The organism is Siminovitchia sp. FSL H7-0308, assembly GCF_037980985.1.
Classification (GTDB): Bacteria; Bacillota; Bacilli; order Bacillales; family Bacillaceae_C; genus Siminovitchia; species Siminovitchia thermophila.
Genome location: NZ_CP150282.1, coordinates 1,868,167 through 1,887,311, shown reverse-complemented (window position 1 = coordinate 1,887,311; position 19,145 = coordinate 1,868,167). Strand labels below are relative to the sequence as shown.

Annotated in this window: 17 protein-coding genes; 15 read left to right on the top strand and 2 right to left on the bottom strand. The window is 41.4% G+C overall.

Features of this window, described 5'->3' with window-relative positions:
• The first annotated feature begins 22 nt into the window (after positions 1-22).
• The 9 genes from MHB50_RS08995 (at position 23) to MHB50_RS08955 (ending at position 11,241) form a co-directional block, all read left to right on the top strand.
• Positions 23-1,426, top strand: a complete 1,404-nt coding sequence (locus tag MHB50_RS08995) for a sigma 54-interacting transcriptional regulator (RefSeq protein WP_077113468.1) — start codon at positions 23-25, stop codon at positions 1,424-1,426.
• Between the two features lie 213 nt (positions 1,427-1,639).
• Complete coding sequence (locus MHB50_RS08990; protein ID WP_077113467.1) at positions 1,640-3,139, top strand: aminotransferase class I/II-fold pyridoxal phosphate-dependent enzyme; 1,500 nt, start codon at positions 1,640-1,642, stop codon at positions 3,137-3,139.
• Between the two features lie 85 nt (positions 3,140-3,224).
• Positions 3,225-4,712 carry an amino acid permease gene (locus tag MHB50_RS08985; protein ID WP_340085162.1) on the top strand — a complete coding sequence of 496 codons (1,488 nt, stop codon included), beginning with the start codon at positions 3,225-3,227 and terminating at the stop codon, positions 4,710-4,712.
• A 458-nt stretch (positions 4,713-5,170) separates the two neighbouring features.
• Positions 5,171-7,138, top strand: a complete 1,968-nt coding sequence (acs, locus tag MHB50_RS08980; RefSeq protein ID WP_077113466.1) for an acetate--CoA ligase — start codon at positions 5,171-5,173, stop codon at positions 7,136-7,138.
• Between the two features lie 66 nt (positions 7,139-7,204).
• Positions 7,205-8,167 (top strand): threonine/serine dehydratase, encoded by a 963-nt coding sequence (locus MHB50_RS08975; protein WP_340085161.1) that lies wholly within the window; start codon positions 7,205-7,207, stop codon positions 8,165-8,167.
• A 467-nt stretch (positions 8,168-8,634) separates the two neighbouring features.
• The gene (locus tag MHB50_RS08970; RefSeq protein WP_340085160.1) at positions 8,635-9,792 is read left to right on the top strand and encodes a DUF4062 domain-containing protein; all 1,158 of its coding nucleotides are present in this window, start codon (positions 8,635-8,637) and stop codon (positions 9,790-9,792) included.
• Positions 9,782-9,949, top strand: coding sequence for a hypothetical protein (locus MHB50_RS08965; RefSeq protein ID WP_171974005.1), 168 nt, complete (start codon positions 9,782-9,784; stop codon positions 9,947-9,949). The genes MHB50_RS08970 and MHB50_RS08965 overlap by 11 nt, the downstream gene beginning before the upstream one ends.
• 427 nt (positions 9,950-10,376) lie before the next feature.
• On the top strand, positions 10,377-10,757 hold the full coding sequence (locus MHB50_RS08960; RefSeq protein WP_077113463.1) for a hypothetical protein: 381 nt from the start codon (positions 10,377-10,379) through the stop codon (positions 10,755-10,757).
• Positions 10,747-11,241: an endolytic transglycosylase MltG gene (locus MHB50_RS08955; protein WP_077113462.1), complete on the top strand. Its 495-nt coding sequence runs from the start codon at positions 10,747-10,749 to the stop codon at positions 11,239-11,241. The genes MHB50_RS08960 and MHB50_RS08955 overlap by 11 nt, the downstream gene beginning before the upstream one ends.
• A 384-nt stretch (positions 11,242-11,625) precedes the next feature.
• On the opposite strand, the gene MHB50_RS08950 is transcribed toward MHB50_RS08955, so the two are convergent.
• The gene (locus MHB50_RS08950) at positions 11,626-12,759 is read right to left on the bottom strand and encodes a CAP domain-containing protein (protein ID WP_077113461.1); all 1,134 of its coding nucleotides are present in this window, start codon (positions 12,757-12,759) and stop codon (positions 11,626-11,628) included.
• Positions 12,760-13,080: 321 nt separating this feature from the next.
• Entirely contained in the window at positions 13,081-13,314 is a 234-nt protein-coding gene (locus MHB50_RS08945; protein ID WP_077113460.1) for a hypothetical protein, read from the bottom strand.
• A gap of 172 nt (positions 13,315-13,486) precedes the next feature.
• On the opposite strand from MHB50_RS08945, the gene MHB50_RS08940 reads away from it, so the two are divergent.
• The 6 genes from MHB50_RS08940 to copZ all read left to right on the top strand — a co-directional run bounded on the left by MHB50_RS08940 (position 13,487) and on the right by copZ (position 19,125).
• Positions 13,487-14,188, top strand: coding sequence for a response regulator transcription factor (locus tag MHB50_RS08940; RefSeq protein WP_077113459.1), 702 nt, complete (start codon positions 13,487-13,489; stop codon positions 14,186-14,188).
• Positions 14,185-15,213, top strand: a complete 1,029-nt coding sequence (locus MHB50_RS08935) for a sensor histidine kinase (RefSeq protein WP_339163287.1) — start codon at positions 14,185-14,187, stop codon at positions 15,211-15,213. The genes MHB50_RS08940 and MHB50_RS08935 overlap by 4 nt, the downstream gene beginning before the upstream one ends.
• 359 nt (positions 15,214-15,572) lie before the next feature.
• Complete coding sequence (locus MHB50_RS08930) at positions 15,573-16,337, top strand: ABC transporter ATP-binding protein (protein ID WP_339163285.1); 765 nt, start codon at positions 15,573-15,575, stop codon at positions 16,335-16,337.
• The gene (locus MHB50_RS08925) at positions 16,327-18,279 is read left to right on the top strand and encodes an ABC transporter permease (protein ID WP_340085159.1); all 1,953 of its coding nucleotides are present in this window, start codon (positions 16,327-16,329) and stop codon (positions 18,277-18,279) included. The genes MHB50_RS08930 and MHB50_RS08925 overlap by 11 nt, the downstream gene beginning before the upstream one ends.
• A 129-nt stretch (positions 18,280-18,408) precedes the next feature.
• Positions 18,409-18,714: a metal-sensing transcriptional repressor gene (locus tag MHB50_RS08920; RefSeq protein WP_077113455.1), complete on the top strand. Its 306-nt coding sequence runs from the start codon at positions 18,409-18,411 to the stop codon at positions 18,712-18,714.
• 204 nt (positions 18,715-18,918) lie between these two features.
• On the top strand, positions 18,919-19,125 hold the full coding sequence (gene copZ, locus MHB50_RS08915; RefSeq protein WP_077113454.1) for a copper chaperone CopZ: 207 nt from the start codon (positions 18,919-18,921) through the stop codon (positions 19,123-19,125).
• Positions 19,126-19,145 lie beyond the last annotated feature (20 nt).

Here is a 19,145-nt window from a genome sequence, read left to right as displayed (position 1 = left end):
TTCGAGAAAAGGGGAATCGAATATGTTGCTCAACTTGACAGAAACAAAAGACAAAGAGATTCTCCAGGCTATTTTAAGCACAATAGACGAAGGTATTCATGCAGTAGACGCAAACGGTGTATCGATTTTCTATAATCATGTGGCAGCCAAATTGGACGGATTGGAAGGGGAAGATATACTCGGCAAGCACTTGCTGGATGTATTTCCGTCTTTGACAGTGGAAACGAGTACTTTGTTAAAAGTGATTAAGACCGGACAGCCCATCTATAATCAACATCAATCTTATTACAATATGCGGGGTGTCCTAATCGATACAGTGAATACCACGCTGCCGATCAAGGTAAATGGAGACATTTTTGGCGCGGTGGAAATTGCAAAAGATATGACAAAAGTAAAGCGGCTATCTGAAAAACTGATCGATTTACAGGCAAAAGTCGAATCGGGAAATGGTCAGAAAAAAGCCAAACAACATGAAACAGGCGCCAAATACCGAATGACCGATATCATTACGAAAAATGGCCGTTTCAAATTGATAAAAGAGAAAGCGCTTAAAGCAGCGGCAACATCCTCTCCTATCTTAATCTACGGGGAAACCGGGACAGGAAAAGAATTGCTCGTTCAGGCGATTCATAATGCATCCCCGAGAAAATCGGCTCCATTTATTGCGCAAAATTGTGCAGCGATTCCGTCTTCGCTGCTGGAAAGTATTTTGTTTGGAACGGTAAAAGGCAGTTATACAGGGGCCGTTGATCGTCCGGGTTTGTTTGAAATAGCAGATGGCGGAACGTTGTTTCTGGATGAAATCAATTCAATGCCGCTGGATATTCAAGCAAAGTTGTTGCGTGTTCTGGAAAATGGCCTTATACGCCGGGTTGGCGGGATGAAAGAGCAGGGTGTCAATGTCCGGATTATCGCCGCGATGAATGAGCCGGCAGAGAAATGTATAGAGGAGAAAACGCTGAGGGCAGATTTATATTACCGTTTAAACGTGATACATTTGCAAATCCCGCCCCTCAGAGAAAGAAAAGAAGATATACCATTATTGGTCAACCATTTTATCGAAAAGTACAATTTTCTGTTTGGAAAACTTGTAACAGGATTATCCGATGAGGTATTAAGCTTATTTTCAACATATTCCTGGCCGGGAAATGTGCGTGAAATGCAACATGCGATTGAATCATCCATGAATATGATGGATGGTGATATCATTACGTTGGAGCATATACCACATCATATCGGAGACAATAGCGCTATGACGGAAACACCTGCTCATATCGAGCCACTCCGGGATGCGCTGCTGGAAACAGAGACTCGCTTGATCAACGAAGCGATGAAGGAAACGGGAGGAAATATCCAACAGGCGGCCAGATTGCTTCGCATTCCCCGTCAAACATTGCAGTATAAGCTGACTAAACTGAACCAATAAAAGAAACCGCCCATTTTCCGGCGGTTTCTTTTATTTTTCACTTGTTTGCGGAAATGAAATTTCTTGTTGTTTGGCTGAACGTCCCGGTACGGCAACATGTTAGCACTCCTTTCCGATATTGGCATGTAAATTGCACGTGATATGTGAGGAAAAGAAGCACTGTTTCAACAAACCTCTATTTACATAAATCATCGTTTGGAAGGAGAATTCCGCATGAGCCAACCATTGGAAATATTAGAAAACACAGTTGAAAAAGAATTGCAGCATTCAAAAGCGCCACTTTACGAAGCGCTCTGTCAATATGAAGAAAGCAAGCGAACATCTATGCACGTTCCGGGCCATAAGGACGGGCGCGTCTTTGATGAGGGAGGCTATGGCCATTTTTCAAACATATTAAAAATTGATGCAACAGAGTCAGTCGGCATAGATGATTTGCATCATCCGACAGATTTCATTGCTGATGCACAAGCTTTGGCCGCAAATGCTTTCGGAGCGGATCATACATTTTTCCTTGTCGGCGGGAGCACGATTGGCAATATCGGGACAGCACTCACTTTATGCAGTCCGGGAGATCAAATACTCGTACAGCGCAATATGCACAAGTCTGTTTTTCACGGTCTGTTATTAGCAGGAGCGCGTCCCATTTATATAGCACCGGCCATTGAGCCGACCACCAAGGCAGCCATGGTGTCGGATGTGTATTATATAGAAGAGGCATTAAAGAAAAATCCCCATGTCAAAGCAGTTTGGGTAACAAATCCAAACTACTACGGTATGAGCCAAAACATTTCAGGATTAGCGGAGACATGTCATAAAGCAGGTGTTCCGCTCATTGTGGATGAAGCACATGGCGCTCACTTCGGACACGCTGATGAAGTACCGCCCTCAGCACTGGCGCAAGGCGCCGATGTTGTCGTCCAATCGACCCACAAAATGCTGACTGCGATGACAATGGCTTCGATGCTGCATGTGCGAGGCAACCGGGTATCGCGGGAAAGGTTGGCCCAAGTGTTGGGCATGATCCAATCAACAAGTCCTTCTTATCCGTTGCTTGCTTCTTTGGATCTAGCTCGAAGATACTTGGTGGAAAAAGGAAGGAAGCAATTAACAGAGACGGTAGCACGATTGGAAAAAAGACGTATCCGTCTGGCAACCGAGCTTCAATCTTTGAATATATGGGAAGGAAGCCAGGAAGTTCAATATAGGGATCCTTTAAAATGGATTATCTCCTGCAAAAATGAAACCGTCACCGGCTATCAGTTACTTGATATGTTTTATGAGGAAGGGGCAACGGCGGAAATCAGCGATCCTCGCAATATAGTCTTTTTGTTTTCGATCAATGAAAAAGAAGAGGATATTGACAGGGTTGTCAAAGCCGTCCAATCAATAGATGCCAAGCTGAAAGAAACTCCCGGCCAAAAGCAGGAACAAAAAGACATAGTCATGTTTGCGGAAGAGGGGTCAGTATACAAGCCCCACGTTTCACTGCAGGATGCTTTCCATAAGCCGCGGCATAAAGTGAGTCTGGAAAAGGCAGTCGGTTCGCTTTGCGGGGAGACGGTGTTGCCGTATCCGCCAGGAATTCCCTTGCTGACACCCGGGGAAGAGATTACAAAGAGCCATGTGGCTACTATACGGCAGTTGCATGAAATGGGCGCTTATTTCCAAAGCCCGTCTGATGATACAATGCAAACTTTATATGTCATCAAATAAAAAACGATATGGCCATAACTTTTAATATGGTTGTGGCCATGAAAAGTTCATCCAGATTCAGCCATAAAAGGAGGAAATATAGCACATGCCAAGTACCGCCAAATCAACCATCGCCATCACAGCTGAGGAGAATGTTCAACAAGCGCCACAGGAATTAAAGCGTGATTTAAAGTCGAGACACTTGACGATGATCGCTCTTGGAGGCACAATCGGAACAGGTCTTTTTCTTGCCAGCGGAACCGCCATCCATACAGCCGGCCCAGCAGGAGCCCTCACCGCATACGCCGCCATCGGATTAATGGTCTATTTTGTAATGGTAAGTCTCGCTGAAATGTCAGCATACTTGCCTGTTGCCGGTTCTTTTAGTACATATGCGACACGATTTGTTGATCCTGCGCTCGGTTTTGCCCTTGGATGGAATTATTGGTATAACTGGGCAATTACAATTGCCTCGGAGCTTGCAGCCGTCACCTTAATCATGAAGTTCTGGTTTCCTGAAAGCCCTTCCATTGTTTGGAGCGCGCTTTTTCTGGGGATCATCTTTCTATTGAATTATTTGTCTGTAAAAGGGTTTGGAGAGTCGGAATATTGGTTTTCGATGATCAAAGTGGTCACGGTCATCGTATTTTTAGTCATTGGCGTACTGATGATTTTTGGAATTATTGGAGGAGAGTACGTCGGATTTAAAAACTTTTCAGTGGGTGAAGGGCCGTTTAATGGCGGCTTTATGACAATACTCGGCATCTTTATGGCCGCAGGTTACTCTTTTCAGGGAACCGAGCTTTTTGGGGTCGCTGCCGGTGAAACAAAAGATCCCGGCAAATCCATTCCGAAAGCGGTTAGATCCGTGTTTTGGAGAATTCTGCTTTTCTATATATTTGCCATTCTTGTTATCAGCCTTCTGATTCCTTACACGACAGAAAGCCTTGCGAGCGAGGATGTCACCGTGAGTCCCTTTACACTTGTATTCGACCAGGCGGGTGTCGCTTTTGCCGCTTCTGTGATGAATGCGATTATTTTGACTGCCGTCATGTCGGCGGGAAGTTCCGGCTTATATGCATCGACAAGAATGTTATGGGATTTGGCCAAAGAAGGGAAAGCACCTAAATTTTTGGGAAAACTGGACCATCGCGGGGTTCCGGTCCGGGCATTGATCGCCACATCCCTCGTCGGGACGCTGGCATTCCTCGCTTCTTTCTTCGGTGACGGAGCTGTGTACATTTGGCTTTTAAATGCCTCGGGCATGTCCGGATTCATCGCCTGGGTCGGCATCGCCATTAGCCATTACCGCTTTCGCAAAGCCTTTATAGCGCAAGGCCGCAATTTGGCGGAGCTGCCATACCGCGCGAAATGGTTCCCGTTCGGCCCCATTTTTGCATTCGTTTTGTGCATCATTGTCATTTTGGGACAAAATTATAGCGCTTTCACACAAGGTCAGATTGATTGGAATGGCGCCATTATTTCCTATATCGGCCTGCCTTTGTTTATTGCTGTATGGCTCGGGTACAAGTTTGTCAAGAAAACACAAGTAGTTCCTCTTAAACAATGTGATTTCAGTACTGAAAAAAAATAAGCGAGTATGTGCTTTTTAATATAGAAAAGAGGTGACAAAAGCTCGAAAGATCGACTAATTGACCCTCTGTCCATCGAAGTATCAATCTGTTTTGATTTTGAGCTATCCCATTGTGTGAACACAATCCCCCGTTTGATCACCTTTTTCACGGGCATCTTTCGTATTTATCACCCGCGATGGATGCCTGTTTTTTGATTTTTCCCTTTTATCTCCCATCCTTCGTCCAGATTTTATCATCAGGCAAGCTAACACAGCATAATCATTCCACTATGGGGACTTTACTTGCTTTTGAAATCATGTTTTTGACTTTCTTTTAGGAATGATTTTAGACAAACCGCGATGATTCGTACAAGCAAACGTTATCATTTTTTAAAATTTACAATCTTCAGTAGGAAAAAAGAAAATAAACTCGAATTAATAAAAAAGATAGGCACAAAACAAAATGAGGAGGAAACGTGATGGACACGGCCGGTATTCAAAATGTCGTTGAAAACAGTTTACTTATTCAGCCACGGGAAGAAAAAATCCGTCGAACAGCAGATGGAAGCCAAGAAACGTTTGGTATGATCTTGGAAAAGTCCAAAAAAGATCCGGAAAAGTTTTGGGAAGAAGTTGCTGAACAATTATTCTGGTATCAACGATGGGAAGAAACGATATCCGGGGATCTTCCTGACTTTTCTTTTTTTAAAGGCGGGATCAGCAACGCCAGCGTGAATTTGTTGGACCGTCATATAGACAATGGATCAGGAAATAAAACAGCCATTATTTGGGAAGGTGAAAATGGAGATTCACAATTTTATACGTACAATATGCTCCTTGCCGAAGTAAACCGATTTGCAAACGCTCTCAAATCGTTTGGTGTACGAAAGGGGGATGCTGTAGCCATTTATCTCCCTAATCTGGCTGAAGCATTCATTGCGGTATTGGCTTGCTTCAGGCTCGGGGCTGTATACAACTCTATTTTCTCAGGTTTTTCTGAAAGAGCGTTAAAAGACCGGTTAATCAACTATGAGCCGAAAATAGTGGTAACGGCCGATGCGAGCTATCGCCGCGGAAGAATCATTCCGTTGAAAGAAAAAGTAGATCGTGTGATCGATTCCATTCCTTCAGTAACGAATGTGCTTGTTGTAAATCGGTTGAATACAAATCCAAATATGAAAGAAGAACGCGATGTCTGGTGGCATGATATTCGTAAAACCGTTAGTATTGAATGTGAACCCGAACGTGTGGAAGCAAATGAACCAGGAATTGTTTTTTACACGAGCGGAACAACAGGAAAACCGAAAGGGGTCGTTCACTCGGGGATCGCATTTGTCGTCCAAAACTATATTTATGCGAAATACCATATGGACTTCCAACGGGATGACGTATTCTGGTGTTCGGCAGATATCGGCTGGCTGACGATGCATATTTGGGGCATTGCGGGAGCGCTTGCGAATGGGGTGACGACTGTCATTTATGAGGGCGCACCGGACTATCCTGAAAAAGACCGCATTTACCAAATAATTGACAAATACCGGGTAACGAAGTTATTTACAGCTCCAACTGCTCTTCGCATGTTGAAAAGTTTGGGAGAAAAAGCGATCGAGCCGCATCATCTTGATTGTCTGGATGTCATTTCTCTGGTGGGAGAACCGTTTGATCCCGAAACATGGAATTGGACATATGAAGTGCTGGGGAAAAAGAAAGTATATGTCAATAATACGTGGGGCCAAACGGAAACGGCGGGAACCCCTTTGGCCGGCGCCGCATGGTTAACTCCAATGAAACCGGGTTCAGCGGGGGTGGAATTTCTTGGAATCCATATGGATGTCGTTGATCATGAAGGCAAACCGGTACCTCCGATGACCCTTGGAAATCTTGTTATCCGGACGCCATTCCCAATGCTTTGCCGTACCCTTTGGAAAGAACCGGAAAGATATTACCGTACCTACTACAGTCAAGTGGAAGGGGCTTATTTTGCCAGCGATATTGCTTTAAAAGATAAAGATGGGCATTTCTGGGTCGTGGGGCGTTCTGATGATGCCTTTAATGTTGCGGGTCACCGCCTCAGCACCATGGAGATGGAGAGCGCTGTCTTGGAAACGCCTGGAGTAGCGGAGGCCGCTGTCATCGGTGTTCCGGACCCTATAAAAGGAGAAGTTCCTTTCATATTTGTAAGGGTGTCGGAACAAGCAGACGATGAGGAGAAAATCAAAAAGAAAATTTCGGATGCTATTATTGAAAATATCGGGAAAATCGCCCAGCCAAAACAAGTGATTATTACGGAGTCATTGCCGAAAACGGTCAGCGGCAAAATCATGCGTCGCTTATTAAAAGAGATTGTATTAAAAGGTGACGTCGCCGGAGACATCACCGGGCTTGAAGATCCGGATACAGTTGCACATATTAAAACGATCATGTCGGAAGATCAAGTCATGAAATAAAACGTTCACAAGAAGACTCGGCTTTGGCCGCCGGGTTTTCTATTTTTTCACCAAGGAGGAGAAGTAATGATTGCATTGAAAGATATTGAAGAAGCAAGAGAAAGAATTGCGCATGTCGTCAAGCGGACCCCCGTCCTGAATTCCAATACATTATCGAAAAAAATCGGGAATGACTTGTTTTTAAAATGTGAGCATTTGCAAAAAACCGGTTCGTTTAAAATTCGGGGCGCTTCCAATCTAGTGATCAAAGAATCCGAACATCATGTAAAACATGTATTGGCTGCTTCTTCTGGCAATCACGGACAGGCGGTTGCTTATATTGCCAATGTGTTGGGAATTCGCTCAACAATCGTTGTTCCCAAAGATATTGCCCGTTGCAAGGAAGCGGCTATTGAGGCGTACAATGGAATAATTGACCATTGCGGTACTACATCAGGAGAAAGAATTGACCGTGCCCAATCCATATGTAAAGAAAGAGGAGCAACTTTCATCCCTCCTTATGACCACCCGTACATCATGGCAGGTCAGGGAACAGCCGGATTGGAAATCTTGGATCAGCTTGACAACATTGATGAAGTATATGTCCCGATTGGCGGAGGCGGTCTCATTTCCGGTGTCGCAACGGCCTTGAAGGAATCAAATCCAAGAATCCGTGTTATAGGTGTAGAGCCGGCGCTCGCAGATGATACCTATCAATCCTTTCAAGAAGGAAAAAGAATAAACATTGGTTCCACCACGACAATCGCAGACGGATTACGCGCTTCCATTCCGGGAGAGTTAACTTTCCCAATTGTGCAGCGCTATGTCGATGACATTGTATTGGTTGAAGAAAACGAGATCAAAGAAGCATTTACGAGTGTTTTTACGCTCATGAAACAGGTCATTGAACCATCAGGCGCAGTGTCAATTGCAGGGGTATTGAAAAGAAAGGCGGAGGGGAAAAGAGTTGTTGCTCTTGTGTCGGGAGGGAATGTGGACACCACGGTCGTTCCATCGCTATTTACTGATTGTTTGCTAAGCAGAGGATAAATGTTGATTGAATGTTCAGTTGAAGGTAAGAGTGTCTGACAAAAAAGAGCGGGAATGAAATTCCTCATAAGTTATTGAATCCTGACACTGGCTGCTTCACCATACGACATGTTGGAATAAACCCCAAACTGATGGGAGAATTTGAGAAAAGAACGAAGTTGAGCTGATGAATGCGGCAAAAAGCATGACCGGTTACTGCTCGGGATGTATGTTTCAACTCGCGTACTCATGTAAGCGTGACGGTGTAGCTATTTTTGATACCTTATTCAATCCGAGTACTCTATCAACTTTTGTTTATATCCGGAAAAAGCCAACGGGCATGTCCAAAAAATCAATTACAGGTAGTGGATGAAGAGGAAATGGAACTCTTCCATTGGCTGCCGCTCATAAACAAAGCATGGAAGCTCGGGTATCTCTTGTCTGTATGGTAAATAGATTCCTAAAAGGGAAAAGAAGGAGAAGTATTCATGGACCGGACGACTATTTTTATTAGTTCTGTTGCCCAAGATTCACTGACTCCCATAAGAAATTCTGTATTTGAAGAAATCCGCCATATGGGGCATGAGCCTATACGATTTGAGGATTCTATGAGATATATACATGAAGATTCTGTTCAGACTTGTTTAGAGTATGTTTCTAAAAGTGACATATTTCTTCTTTTTATCGCGGATAAAGCCGGCACTATGTTAGAGGATGAAGAAAAAACAATCACACATCTTGAGTTTTTGCGGGCATATCACGAAAAGAAGCGTTTAATTGTTTATGTATTTGATGAAGTGTTAACCACATATTTTCAACAAATTCGTCCTCAAATATTGAAAGCTCTTGAACGCTATGTACAAGAACATCATCAAGCACCTGATTCCGTGTTACGTGTAATAGAACAGTATTTGGATGTTCAATCTTTCAATGTTGAGGCTTATGTTTGGTATTTTTTATACGATGCTGAACAAAAAGGGGTGTATTTTGAAAGATGTGCCATTGGTACTGAAATGGTTTCTAATATGAAAGCCTATTTTTCTTCTTTATTTAAAGAAAGCATCCAATTGTTAAATATTCGTCCAGAAATTGAACAAAGTATTGAATACGTCCAAGTGTATGGTGATTACTATGAAAATTCCCTGGAACTCATCAGTTTACTGGATAATGGGCGAATCACGGATTGGAGGCGCTTTCTGACTATCTTGCGCTCTCAGATGACGGGGTTTGAGCTATTTACGAGAAAAACGAAATATCATCAAGAATCCATAGGTGCCATTATGGATTCAAATGCTGTAACAGTATATGAAAAAACGAATAACGACATGATCTGCATAGAATATGATGGAATAGCTACTCCTGAAAGCTTTTCTTTGGATGATTGTTCCTCCTATGTTGTACAAACGTACCATGATAAACTGAATAATGAAAAACTCTACTATTCAGTGGAGGAAAAGACATGTTATTTTCTATTTAAAGCGGGGTCTTATATTTTTTGCTTTCATCTGCCATTATTGGGCGGATGGGATCAATACAAACTCCAAACTTATCAAGATGACATCCTCAATGCTATACTGGAAGCGAAAGGATATGCTTATTGCTATTTTGTAAAAAAACTATTGGGGGGTTTGGCCATTGAAGGATAAAGAAGACGTCATTTTAATCGCCTCCGCACCCAAAGAATATGGAAAAAAAGTGGTAACAAATCGGTTGAACAAAATGAAACAGGATCGGGCCAACTTAAAAAAGAAATTATCTACTATTAAGGCATTTTCGCGTAATGTTCAGTCAAAGGATGTATGACTGTCCATAGAACACTTTTAATAGGGGGAATCTGCAGCAGGGTGATTGCTTACTGGCGGACGTGCCCGCGGCAACTGTGGTTAAGAGCATTGATGGCTAATTTGGATGTTTTTAAAAAAATCCGTTTTTGACATGACAGTTGAACGGAAAAGTCAAAATCGAAAAAAAAGAAAATGCCTATGACAATATCAAGAACAACTTGTCGTCAAGGGGGTTATAGCCGACTTGGATGATCGGTAACAGATTAATCTCATTATAAAAAACAGATCCGTTTTCCATTGATAGGCTCTTTCTCATAAGGTTGATTTTGCCAACGCATGTGTTTTTTGTCATTTTTACAATATTCAAGTCGAAAAATTGGCGTGATAGATGTATAATTATTATTTGTAGCAAGCATAAATTCCCAAAAGGAGGATGACTTTATCTGATGGAGTGGACGTTGGCTGGTTTGTTTGCTGTATCTGCGTTGTTGCTTATCATATCTTTTTCTTCTTCTCGCAAAGCGTCACAAGCCCGACAAGAAGAAATTGATATGCTTCACATAACGAACATGAACGAAATAAATGAATTGCGGGACATGATTCAAAACATCGAGCATGACATTGAGATTGTGATCAACAAAGCAGGAATACAGCTTTCTTCAGAAGAAAGGGAAACTTTGCGTACAGTACTCAATTTGTATAAACGCAAATATTCGATTGAAAGCATAGCTCAAAAAACACGTATGACGGAAAACGAGATTAAGCAGATACTTGCTCCCTACATAACAGCTAATAGTGAAAGGAGAAAGGTTGCAAATGAAACTTAACCGACTGAGCAGCTTTGCAGCCGGCATTTTTCTGGCTACCGCCATTTCCAGTGCTGCCTACTTCACTATTGGAACGGAGGCATCAAAAGCTCCAGCTCAAACAAAGGAAGACAAATCGGATTCCGCCAGCAAGCCTTCTGATGAAAAAATGAAGGCTGAACTTGAATCTTCAGGCTATGTGGTACAAACGACCGAAGAATATAATAAAAGTTTGCAAAAAGCGAAAAAAGCAGCGCAAGAGGAAATAGCATCCAATGAACCGCAAAAAGAAGTCGTTAATGAAGTGATTATCAACGTAACCGATGGCATGACAAGCATCGATGTCGGCAGAATGCTGGAACAGGCAAAAATTGTTGAGAACGCCTTTCAATTCACGAAAGAGGTTGAGAAAAAAGGAGTGGAAAATCGCTTGCGTCCCGGCACATATAAGATTACGAGTGAAATGACGCCTGATCAGGTGATTTCCACCATTTTTAAAGAGTGACTTGCCCTTTGTAAAAAACCGATTTTCCTATTTGTAGGGAAAATCGGTTTTTCCATTTCATGAGTTCTAGAGCTTGACGAACAACATGTTATTTTGTTTGAGTCCAAAAGCGATAGGGCATTTTTCTCAAATTTTTTACGGTTATATCGTTTAAGCCAATCAAAACACTCATGGGACGTGGCGGATCAAGATGGGGGCAGTGTCATGGTCGGACAGATGACCGGCCCATTTGATTGGGAAACGATAAAACATCCTAAACCAATCAGCATGAATGCTGTTTTGAACAAGGAAAGATTACTAAGATATGTCGGTGCATAAGGAGCTGGCATTTTACTATAAATGTGCATTTTTGGGTTGGATCATATTTTACTTTATATAGACATATTATTTCCCTAAGAAATTTTCCGTATAATAGGGCCTTGAATCGGAATCAAAGGCTACCCCGACTCCTAAAGTGTTAAAATTCGTGCTTAATATATTTTCCCTATGGCCCAGTGAGTTCATTAATCCTTCATGGGCAAAAATACTGCTGGCCTGCCCGGAAGCAATATTTTCTCCCGCCGCTTGATAAGTGATGCGATCTTGTTTTAAACGATCAAATGGGGAAAGGCCATCCAAGTTATCATGGCTAAAATAGCGGTTTTTGGCCATATCCGCGCTGTGATCGCGTGCGGTTATTTTGACATGGTCATCCCATGAAAGAGGCGAGAGGCCATTTTGAACTCTTGCGGCATTTGTAAGATCAAAGAGCTGATACTCAAATCCTTCCTGTAACGCCTGATTACCGTCGGCAAAAAAATCTTGTTTTTGCTGTTCAAGATCCTTGCTGATGATTTGCAAAGCGGTAACCGTATCGTTTTCATGCTTGTCGAAAAATACGGTAATATAGCTATTGTCCAGCTCATAAATGTTGTACTCGCCATTGTTTTGAACTTGATACATGACGAGTCCTTTTTGAATCCCTTTGATCGGTTCACCAAGTTTTTCAATAATGGATTGTCTGGTGTCATTGCTTTTAATGCCCAGTTTGGATGAAATCAAATCCTGATTCGTATATAATCCGGCCACTTTTCCTTGATCATCGTATGCCGCCATAAAAAAGTTCTGATAGTTTTCATGATAAGCATGCCATTGTACGCCATATTCGTTAGAAGAAGCGCGCTTGGCTGCTCCAACCTGCTTTTCAACTTCTTCTTTTGTATCGCCAATTTCAACATTATGAATGGAAAATGTTTGTTCGGCTGGTGTTTCGAGATCCGGATTATTCACATCTTCCTGTTCCGGCTTTTCATTCGTATTTGAATCCAGTTCTTTCAGCTTTTGAGTAAGCGCCTGAAATCCATCTTCGAGTTCACCGAGAAGCTGGGCAATTTCCGGCTTGTTTTTAAACGTTTCAACGTAAGAGTAAATGTCATTAAATATAGATGGGCCATCTGCTGCCGCTTGATCTTTATTTTGGAAATATAAAAAGCATCCTGCAATGAACAAGCATATGAGAAGGGCTCTAAAAAACTTCAAATGGATTACCTCTTTCGATTTTCGGAGTTATTTGGTTTTATTTTATAATGTTTAAAAAGCAAATGGAAATAACTCGAGATTGGTAAATTAAGTATTGAACTATATTCAATTTGACATGAGGTATCCAAATTCATGTCAAAAGGCCACTTTCGCAAACGATCCTAAAAAATTAAGTCATACTATTGAAAAGGCTGGGAAACCTCTTCAGTGTTAGCCTTCGCCTTCATACAAACTTCATACTTAGCAGTGGCTTTATGACTTCTCCTTACTGTTTTAACTTACATTTTTATTTAAAAAACAGATAGGACATGACTTGTTTTATCATATCATTATACCCTTGCCTTCTTCCTGAAAAACCTGTTTTTCATATTCTTCATGTAATGTTAAGTGTAAGCAAAACGGACAGTGCAACTGTAAATTTACAAAGTATTCAACGGCAAATGCTCCCTTATGAAACTCTTGATCGGATAATGAGGTTTTGGATTTATTATATTTAATATTTTCGATTGTTTTCCCCGAACCCTTGCGTCCCTTATCAACCATTTCAGAATGCACCGCGAATTCCTTTCAGACTATCTACTGTACTTTCTAGATGTTAGTCCTTTGGAAATTTCCGCATAAAACAGAGTCGTTTTCTTTTTTTCTATTATAATAGAGTTTGTGTGATTCTATTATCTAATATGGGATACTATTATATATCGGGTTTTGAAAAAAAGGAGAATTACCGGTGTACAGAATATTTCTAATCGAAGACGATGTCCAGCTGGGTGAACTGATCCATAATCATTTGGAACGCTACGGATATGTCGTGTATCAGCCAAAGAGTTTTATGAATATAGTAGAGGAGTTTGCGGAAGTCCGACCTGATCTTGTTTTGCTGGATATTAACTTGCCTTATTATGATGGCTATTATTTGTGCAGAAGTTTTCGGCAGCAATCCAAAGTTCCGATTTTGGTCCTCTCTGCCCGGAGTCAAGAACTGGACCAGATTATGGCGATTGAGCTTGGGGCTGACGATTATATGACGAAGCCGTTTACGTTTGACATACTGCTCTCCAAAATCAAAGCAACCATCCGGAGAGTGTACGGGGAATATGCAACAAACGATGATTCAACTACTTGTGCCGGCCCGCTTTGTATTCATGCAAAAGACCTGACTTTGACATGCCGCGGGAAAAAAGTCGAGCTTAGCAAAAATGAATATAAACTGCTAAAAAAGTTGATGGCTCATCACGGCGCGTTTGTCTCGAGGGAAGAGCTGATCGAAGAGGTGTGGGATTCGGTTACTTTTGTCGATGATAATACACTCACCGTCAATATCGCCAGAATAAAGCAGAAACTCTCTGAATTGGGAGTAGGTCAAACGATCAAAAGCAGAAGAGGGGCGGGCTATATGTTGCAGGATCCGGATGTATATGAGGGACTATGATGCTGAAAGAAATATTATTGAAATTCCTCAAAGACAAAGCGCTTCTTATCGTTTTTTATATGGTGAACACGGTATGCATGATTGTTTTTTTTCATTTGAACGAAGGAGCAAACACGGAATTTTTGTATCCACTATCCATTGCAGTGTTTTTATTATTGGTCTATCTCATCATCGACTGGCTCCGCTATTATCAAACGAACCGTGCTATTGCGCTTATGTTAAGGGATCAATTTGTAGAGTTAAAGCCGCATACCGAAGAACAAAAAGCCTTTCAGCAATTGTTGCATAAAACCATTCATGAACATAGGGGCACATTCCATGAAATGCAGGAACAGAATAAGGAAAGGTTGTATTTTTTATCCCATTGGATGCATTATTTAAAAACGCCTGTTTCCGTGATAGAACTGATCATTCATAAGGAAGGAGAAGCAACGGGAACCGCTCAGGCGCTGGAAAAAATTCGGCAAGAAAATAAACGGCTGCATACATCGATCGAACAAGGCTTGACAATGATCAAAATGGAGAGTTTTGAAAATGACCTGGAATTAAAATCCATTGATTTACTCGCTTCCTTGAGAAAATTAATCAACGGCCGAAAAAGGGAATGTATTTATCAATCCATATTTCCTTCCATTGAATTCGCTGGCACGGCCGCTTACATTGTTAGCGACTTGAAATGGAACGAATTGTTATTGGACCAAATCATCTCTAACGCAATCAAATACTCAAGCGCAAAAAACGGAAGTAAAAAACTTATTTTTCACATTGAAGAAATAGAAGAGGTTACAACATTATCCATAACGGATGAAGGAGTGGGCATCCCATCTTATGATCTGGAAAGGGTGTTTCAGCCATTTTTTACGGGCGAAAATGGCCGGCAATTTCCAAATTCAACAGGGATCGGGCTTTATCTCTGCAAGAAAATCGCGGACAGACTTGGCCATACGATCATGATACACTCCAAAGTTGCCGAAGGTACAACGGTCACGATCCGTTACGTATCCGGAAAAAAACCTGACCAATAACCAGGAATAAAACATACTAACATTAGTAGTACCCACCAAGGCCAGGATTTGTGCTACTATTTTTTTATAGTAGAAGTGAAGAAAGGTTGAATACCCCCTGGGACCGATGAAGAGTCCGTTTCACACTCTTATGTGAATCAGTTTAGTATGTTAAATCCGTAGAGATAATATAAAAGAAAATGGAATCGATCAGGCGCGTCCACAAAATCAGTGAAAATTGATTTTCTGTGGCAGTCCTTTTCGGTCGTATCGTTACCTTACATTTTTGTAAGGTATTTTTAGTGTAAGCGATGGATCGGATGATGTTTGTATATTAGGATGTAGAGGGATGGCAGTTTGTTGAAACAGGGGGAAGCAACATGGTTATTTTAGAGGCTAACAAGATAACGAAAGTTTACGGAGAAGCCAGTGGAGAAGGCGCCACAACAGCACTCAGCGGAGTGAGCCTTTCTATGAATAAAGGAGATTTTATTGCAATCATGGGCCCGTCCGGAAGTGGCAAAACAACCTTGCTGAACGTATTGAGCGGAATTGATCGGCCTACTTCGGGAGAAGTGATGCTTGCGGGGCATTTCATCAGTGAAATGTCAGGAGATGACTTAGCCTTGTATCGCCGGAGGCAATTGGGTTTCGTATTTCAAGAATTTAATTTATTGGATAGCTTAACAGTTAAAGAAAATATCATGTTGCCCATGGTGCTGGAACACAAAAGCGCTGGCGCAATGGAAGAAAAGGTGCAAACGCTCGCCCGCTTATTTGATATAGAGGACATTTTACACAAGTATCCCTATCACATATCTGGTGGCCAGCAGCAAAGAACAGCGGTTAGCCGCGCGCTGGTGAATGAACCAAGCATCCTATTTGCCGATGAACCAACCGGAAATCTGGATTCCAAATCGGCGGCGGCGATCATGGAATGCTTTGAAAAAATTGTACGCGACCTTTCGACAACGATTCTTCTTGTCACCCATGACGTTTTTGCCGCAAGTTACTGTCAAAAAGTGGTCTTTATAAAAGACGGCCTCATCCATTCCCATATTGTCAAAAAGGGGACGAGGAAAGAATTTTTAAACCAGATCATGGATAATCTTGCCGTTTTGGGAGGAAGAACCCATGACTTTTAATCAAATCGTGTGGAAAATGGCAAAAGTTCAATATAAGAAGTATCTCTTTTATTTTTTGTGCAACAGTTTTGCCATTATGTTCTTCTTCATGTTTTCCACTGTGTATTTTAACGAGCGGATCGAACAGGCAAAAAAATTAGAAGGGTTACAGGGTGCTTTAATGATCCCGGCCGTCGCTCTAGTCGTTTTTACTATTTTTTTCATTGGCTATTCCCACAATATCTTTATGAAACGAAGGGGAAGTGAATTCGGGCTTTTCATGACATTGGGAATGACTAAGCGTGACATCGCCAAAGTGCTACTTTTGGAAAATGGTGTTATTGCGCTTTTATCCATTTTTTCCGGCATTCTGGGGGGCGCCGTCTTTTCCCGGCTTTTCTTTCTGATATTAATGAATAGTGTAGGATTGCAAGAAATTCCTTTTCATATAAGCGGGAAAATGCTGTTGTATACGCTCATTGCTTTTTTAGCGGTTTTTTCGACAGCCGTCGGATACTCCTTATTTCGAACGCTTCATCGCAACGTGATTCAAACGTTGAAAAGTAACAAGGTGGCAGAAACGATCAAGATGAAAAGTCCAGTGCTGGGCGGTTTTGGGTTCGTGGTCATGATTGGTTCTCTCTTGTTTTTTTATTTCACGTTTTCACAGGCTACCGATGGACTCGTGCTTTTGTGGACGGGTACGTTATTGGGAGGATTGTACTTAAGCCTTTATCAATTTACCAGCTTTTTTATCGAGCTTGCGAAAAGAAACAAGCCTTTTTATTATCGCAGATTGTTATTTTTGACGAGCCTTGATTATAGATTTAAACAATTGACATCGGTATTGATGCTTGTGACGGTCATGATCATGGTGACCCTCTTTTTTACCACCGTATTATTGGCTTTTTACCAATCAGCCAAAAAAGAAGCGTTAGAAAGAAACCCTTACGATATCGCTTTTATTCAAACCGAAACAAAAAATAATATTCCTATGGAAGAGGTCTATTCGCTTTTGGACCGGAAGGAAAATCGGGTTCAGAAGCACCTGGAAATCCCAGTCTATACCTATTACAAAAAAACAAAATGGGATTGGCAATACCAATATGTGTTTATGCCAGTGGATCATTTTAATCAATTAACTTCCGATCAGAAGACTGTCGGACCTCGTGAGTATTTGTATTTTATGAATGAGAATCCGGATTACGGAGAAAGCAATAGTGATTATGAAGAAGGGATTAGTTTGACAAGTGGAACGAAACAGATAAGCTATTCGCTGAAGGAAACGATTATAAGAAATGAAATGAATTCTAATCTTGGACTTAATGACATTCTCGTTGTAAGCAATGCCGAATGGGAGTATCTGCTAAACAATGTAAAAGGTTTTGAATCAACGATTCATTTAATAAATGTAGAAAACTGGGAAAGCTCCATGGATGCGGTGGAGGAATTGGGCAAACGGTTTACAAGTTATAATCAATCTACTCCGCCGATCACTGATGTTCGGACAGAACATATTTCTGAAGAAGAATTATTTCAGATTATTTCCAAAGTGGAGGACTACCATTCCAGTAAAAACGTCAATGGCATATTGTTTTTTGTGATGACATTTATCAGTATCATTTTTTTCTTTGGGTCGTTTATTCTCCTATACTTACATATTTTTGCCGACATTGAGCAGGAGAAGGGAAAATTTAAAAAAATATATAAAATCGGGATTACTTTAAAGGAAGTAAAAAGAATGATTACCCAAGAGTTAATGATGTTGTTTTTTTTACCCGCCATTCTTGGATCGACCTTGGCGTTCCTATTTATTGTTATTATGACGACAGATAGTGGCGGAATAATGAAAAACCTTGATATCGCTCTGCACTTTTTTATCATCGCGGCTATTTACCTGTGCATCCAAACAGGATACCTTTTGTACGCCCGGAAGAAAATGGTACAACACCTGACTGAATAAAGGCGAGCCCGATTTCGTTTAAATTGATGATGAATCAACAAATAATACATGCAGGTGGATTTTATGGTACAATGAATGTGGGTACCCCCGTAACGTATTTTATATTTTAACCAGAAGAGGGTGAGCTTGATGAACAATACGGATGAAATTAAAGTTACACACCGATCCTCTAAAGAAAAAGAACAATTGATTAACCGGTTAAAACGGATTGAAGGCCAAGTCCGCGGTATTCAAAGCATGATCGAAAATGACCGTTATTGTGTGGACATTTTAACCCAAATCTCCGCCATTAATGCCGCCATGAATAAGGTGGGGCTTCAACTGTTGGAAAAGCATACACAACATTGTGTAGCGGATGCGGTTAAAGATGGAGACGGAGAAAGTGCCATCCAAGAATTGATGGAAGTATTTAAACGTTTTTCCAAGTCCCTATAAAAAATGCCAGTGCCGTTATGCCGGCACATATTTTTATTGACATACCTATCTGGGGTATGGTAAATTGATTTGTGAAAGGAATAAAATTGCCATAACAAGGAAAAATGATAGTGGTGTTTTTACACTGTTTTTTTCTTGGAGCGTTATTTCATTACCATACAGGGGTAATGTAAAATAAAACCACCAAATGGGAGGAATGATTGTATGGAACAACAAACATTGCATGTAAAAGGGATGTCTTGCGGCCACTGCGTAAATTCGATTGAGGGCGAAGTCGGAAAACTGGACGGTGTTCGATCTGTCAAAGTCCATCTGAATGAAGGAAAAGTCGATGTTTCTTTTGATGCGAATTCTATCAGTTTGCAAGCTATTAAAGATGTCATTGAGGACCAGGGATACGATGTGGTGTAACCATCTGAATCAAAAGGAAA